The following is a 4,723-nucleotide window of genomic DNA, read 5'->3' on the forward strand; positions in this document are numbered from 1 at the left end:
GCATCGCCGCCCGCATGCGCGCCCTGGCCGCCCGCACGCCGGTGGGGGCGGCCGCCTGATGTCCGCACTGCTGAGGCCCAACGGGCTCGCCCGAGCCGCCGTCCGCTTCAAACCGGCCGCGTTCGTCGGCACGTTCGTCGCCCTGATGATGTCCGCGCTGATCGTCTCGGCCTGCGGCATCCTCCTGGAGACCGGGCTGCGCGCCTCGGTCCCGCCGCAGCGCTACGCGGGCGCCCCCGTGCTCGTCTCCGCCGACCAGAGTGCACACCACGTCACCGGCTCCGGCGAGGACCGCGAGGACGAGGCGGTCCCGCTCCCGGACCGCGCCCGCCTCGACGACTCCCTCGTCGCGAAAGCGGCCACGGCCCCCGGGGCGCGCACCGCCGTCGCCGACCTCACCTTCCCCGTCCAGCGCGCAGGAGCGGCCCTGGGCGCCCACAACTGGGGCTCCACCGCCTTCACCGGCGAGACGCTGACGGCGGGCCGCGCCCCGCAGGCCGCCGGCGAGATCGTCACGTCCGGCGCCAAGGCCGGCGACCGGGTCACCCTCACCACCCCCGAGGGCAAGCGCACCTACCGCGTCTCGGGCACCACGACCGCGGACGGCGTCTGGTTCACCGACTCCGAGGCCCTGCGCACCTCGGGTCACCCCGGACGCGTCGACGCCATCGCCGTCCTGCCGAAGCGCGGCGTCACCACGGACACCCTCAAGTCCCAGGTACAGAAGGCGACTTCGGTGTCCCGGGCGGCCAAGGTGCACACCGGCGACGACCGCGGCGCCGTCGAGGACTCCACACTCGCCTACGCCAAGGAGAACCTGACCGGGCTCGGCGGCTCCTTCGGCGGCATCGCCACCCTGGTCGCCGTGTTCACCGCGGCCGGCACCGTCGCCCTCAGCGTCGGCCAACGCGCCCGCGAATACGCCCTGTTGCGCGCCATCGGTACGACACCCCGCCAGATCCGGCGCGCCATCGCCACCGAGACCCTGATGGTCGCCCCGCTCGCGGGACTCCTCGGCTGCCTGCCCGGCATCGCCCTGGCCCGCTGGTGGTTCGGACAGCTCCAGGCCAAGGGCGCCGTCCCGCAGGCCGTCGACCTCAGCGTCTCCTGGATCCCGCTGCTCGTCGCGGTCGGCGCTACCGTCCTCACCGGCCTGGTCGCCGGATACGCGGCGGCCCGCCGCCCCTCCCGCATCAAGCCGGGCCAGGCCCTGGCACAGGCGTCGACCGAACGGCTGCGCGTGGGCTGGATCCGCACCCCGCTCGGCATCGCGGCCGCGGCCGGCGGCATGACCCTGTCCGTCGTCGCGGCCCACCTCACCGGTGACGACGCGGCCAACACCGCGCTCGGCATCGTCATGTGCTTCATGCTCGCGGTGGCGCTGCTCGGCCCCCTCGTGGCCCGGCTGTGCGCCACGCTCTTCGGCCTCCCGCTGCGCGGCGCGGGCGCGCCCGCCTCGCTCGCGGCCGCCAACTCCCGTACGAACTCCCGCCGTCTGGCCTCGGCGATCACCCCGATCGTGCTGGCGATGGCCTTCTCGTCCGTGCTGGTCTTCATGCACACCAGCGAGGATCGGGTGGCCGCCGACCAGCAGAAGGCGGGCATCACGGCGGACCACATCGTCACGGCGAAGGAAGGCGCGGCGGGCCTGGCGCCCGGCTCGGTGGCGGCGGCCGGAGCGAGCCCCGGCGTCACGGCCGGCGTGGGCCTGCTCAAGACGTCGGTCCTGGTCCCCATGGCCGGATCGCTGGAGTCGGTGTCGGCCCAGGCCGTCACCGGCACGGCGAAGGACCTCGCCCGTGTCCAGGACCTGAAGGTGACCGGGGGAGCGATCGACCCCGCCGACCCCGGCAAGGTGGCCCTCGACGCCTCCCTGGCCCGCAGCGCGCACGTCGAGGTCGGTGACCGCGTCGACCTGCGCCTGCCCGACGGCACGAAGGCGTCCCCGACGGTCTCGGCGACGTACGAGCGCGGCCTCGGACTCTCCCAAGTCACGCTGTCCCGCGCCGCGTTGACCGGCCACGTCACCAACCCGTACGACACGGAACTGTGGACGAAGGGCGGCACGACCGCGTCCCTCGCCGCCCTCGGCGCCCCGCTCGCCCGCGCCGACTACACCACCGCCCAGTCCCTGGACCGACAGCTCAACGCCTGGGCCAACACCACCATGGCCGCGGTCCTCGGCGGCTTCGCGGCGATCGCCGCCGTCAACACCCTCGCCATGACGGTCCTGGACCGCCGCCGCGAACTCGGCACGCTCCGCCTGATCGGCTCCACCCGCCGCCAGGTACTCCTCATGATCCGCTGGGAGGCACTCCTGGTGGCCTGCGCCGGCATCGCCCTGGGCACGGGCATCGCCCTCGCCACGCTGATCCCCATGATGAACGGCCTGACCGGCCAGGGCCCGTACGTCCCACCCCTCCTGTACGGGGCCTTCGCCGGATCGGCGCTGGTACTGGGCCTGGCGGCGACGGCGATCCCCGCACGGTGGGCGGTGCGGTCCTAGGACCCGGGGTTCCGCCCGACACAGCACCGCGGCCCCGCCCTAGGCTCCTCCCATGCTGACGCCACAGGAGATCGAGGCCCTGGCCCGCGAGGCCCACGCCGACCAGAAGGACAAGGCCGGGCGCCCCTACGCCGAACACCTCCGCGCCGTGGCCGAAGGAGTGCGGCACCGGGGCGGCACGCCCGAGCAGATAGCGGCGGCCTGGCTGCACGACGCGATCGAGGACGAGGCCCTCACCGAGGAGTGGCTGACGTCGGCCGCGCTGGCGCAGGAGACCAAGGACATCGTCCGCGCCCTGACGAAACGGCCCGGGGAGCCTCCGGAGGCGTACGCGCGGCGCATCCTGTCGACCCCCGGCGCCCGCCTGGTGAAGGAGGCCGACCTCGCGCACAACGCGGACCCGGACCGTCTTGCGGTCCTGGACGACGTGACACGGGCCCGCCTGACCCGGAAGTACGCGACGATGCGCGCCCTCCTGGGCCTGACGGGCCCGACGTCCTGAGGAGCCTGCCCTACCGCCCCTGACGCTGCCGGGCCAGCTGGGCGGCATCCTTCTTGAACGCCCACTCCATCTTCGGCTCCATGGCGAACCGGAAGATCCGCTGCACGGGCGGCGTGCACAGCACGGTCACGACCGCGGCGGCGACGAGCGTCACGAAGACCTCGCCGTACGGCTTGTGCAGCCAGTCCGCGTCGAACCAGCCCCAGAACCGGGAGCCCTTCGCCAGGAAGCCGTGCAGCAGGTAGCCGTACAGGGTTCCGGCGCCGAGCACCGTGAACCACGTCCTGCGCCCGGGCACCCAGGAGAAGAAGCACGCGGTGAGCACCAGCGAGCAGCCGAGCAGGGCGAGCGTCATGACGACACCGGCCCACCACGGGGCGCCCAGCTCCTGCGCGCTGTCGCGGTGGTAGAACCACGCGGACGACATCCGCGGAGCGGCCCAGTAGGCCAGCACCAGCGCGCACGCCGCGATCGGCAGGGACAGGATCCGCACCTCGCGGCGCCGCATCAGCTGGAAGTGCTCCGGCTTCATGAACAGGCCGAGCACGAAGAAGGGGAGGAACTGCAGCACGCGCTGCAGGTCGAGGTCGTCACCGATGTCCGGCGAGATCGACGCGAGCACGGCGATGGCCAGGGCCACCGGGATCGGCCAGCGGATGACCTTCCACAGCGGGGTGGTGAGCCGCCACACGAACAGCGCGACCAGGAACCAGGTCAGGAACCAGGGGTCGAGCAGGCTGATCGGGTAGTGGGGATCGTGGTCCGCGGTCCGCTTGAAGAGCGTGTACGCGATCTCGAAGAGGATGTACGGCACCGCGACACCGGTGATCAGGCGCCGCAGCCGGTCCGGCCGCATGTCGAAGCTGCGCGAGAAGTAGCCGGATATCAGGATGAACGCCGGCATGTGGAACGAGTAGACGACCATGTACAGCGCTTCGGCGGTACGGCTGTGGTCGGTCAGGGGTTCCCAGGAGTGACCCATCGCGACGAACACGATGGCCAGGTACTTGGCGTTGTCGAAGAACGCGTCCCGCTGCTTGGGCTTGCCGGCCGCCGGGGCCGGGGCGGGCGCGGGCGACGTGGGGGCGCTCGGGGCGGGAGCGGGGGGCGGGGGAGCGGTGGTGGCCTCGGGCAGCGGCGTGCTGTGCGAGGCGTAGGGGTACAGCGAGTTGGTCACAGGCCCTCCCACCAGGAACTCGGGGGGACGATCCGGGACCGCACTGCGCCGGCGGGGGTCGTGGCAGCGTGGAACATCTGAGGCACCCTAGTGGCGCCCGTGTGATTTCGTAAAACCCTCAACGCGATTCCTCCTTATCGACACCGGGTACCCGGGATTCGAAGAAGTCAGCATGGCGTCGTACGACACGGGTTTATGGCCGAACCATTGCCGATCTGTCCGGTATGACACAGCTAATCCGTGTTAAACATCGCATAACGTCCGCGACTGACTCCCGCCAAATGTCGGGTTCGTCACAAATGACGTCGCCGATATCGGGGTCCGAATCGCGCCGCATATAACCGCTCCTATTCACCGGCCCGGCCCGCGGATTTCCTGTGTGCGCGCCAAGGGGGAAGTGCGCAAAGAGCGGAAGTGCTGTGCACGGGGCATGTGGGGGACGCGTGTGCGGCCATGGAAACGATCAAGCCGAATTCCGTGCCCCGCTCCGCCGGCCGGCCGGGCCGCCGACGTGCGCCGCTCATGCGCCCCAAGGCCG

General features: G+C 72.0%; 3 protein-coding genes. 2 read left to right on the forward strand and 1 reads right to left on the reverse strand.

Annotation, left to right across the window (positions count from 1 at the left end):
- The first annotated feature begins 58 nt into the window (after window positions 1–58).
- The gene (locus G3I40_RS09910; protein ID WP_164301781.1) at window positions 59–2,506 is read left to right on the forward strand and encodes an FtsX-like permease family protein; all 2,448 of its coding nucleotides are present in this window, start codon (window positions 59–61) and stop codon (window positions 2,504–2,506) included.
- A 52-nt stretch (window positions 2,507–2,558) separates the two neighbouring features.
- Window positions 2,559–3,008 (forward strand): HD domain-containing protein, encoded by a 450-nt coding sequence (locus G3I40_RS09915; RefSeq protein WP_164301782.1) that lies wholly within the window; start codon window positions 2,559–2,561, stop codon window positions 3,006–3,008.
- Window positions 3,009–3,018: 10 nt separating this feature from the next.
- On the opposite strand, the gene G3I40_RS09920 is transcribed toward G3I40_RS09915, so the two are convergent.
- Complete coding sequence (locus G3I40_RS09920) at window positions 3,019–4,185, reverse strand: acyltransferase family protein (protein ID WP_164301783.1); 1,167 nt, start codon at window positions 4,183–4,185, stop codon at window positions 3,019–3,021.
- Between the last annotated feature and the right edge of the window lie 538 nt (window positions 4,186–4,723).

Source organism: Streptomyces sp. SID14478 (assembly GCF_010548525.1).
Lineage (GTDB): Bacteria > Actinomycetota > Actinomycetes > Streptomycetales > Streptomycetaceae > Streptomyces.

Excerpts from the sequence above, each read along its gene's own strand:
- G3I40_RS09910 (WP_164301781.1), top strand. The coding sequence starts at position 59 with ATGTCCGCACTGCTGAGGCCCAACGGGCTCGCCCGAGCCGCCGTCCGC.
- G3I40_RS09915 (WP_164301782.1), top strand. The coding sequence starts at position 2,559 with ATGCTGACGCCACAGGAGATCGAGGCCCTGGCCCGCGAGGCCCACGCC.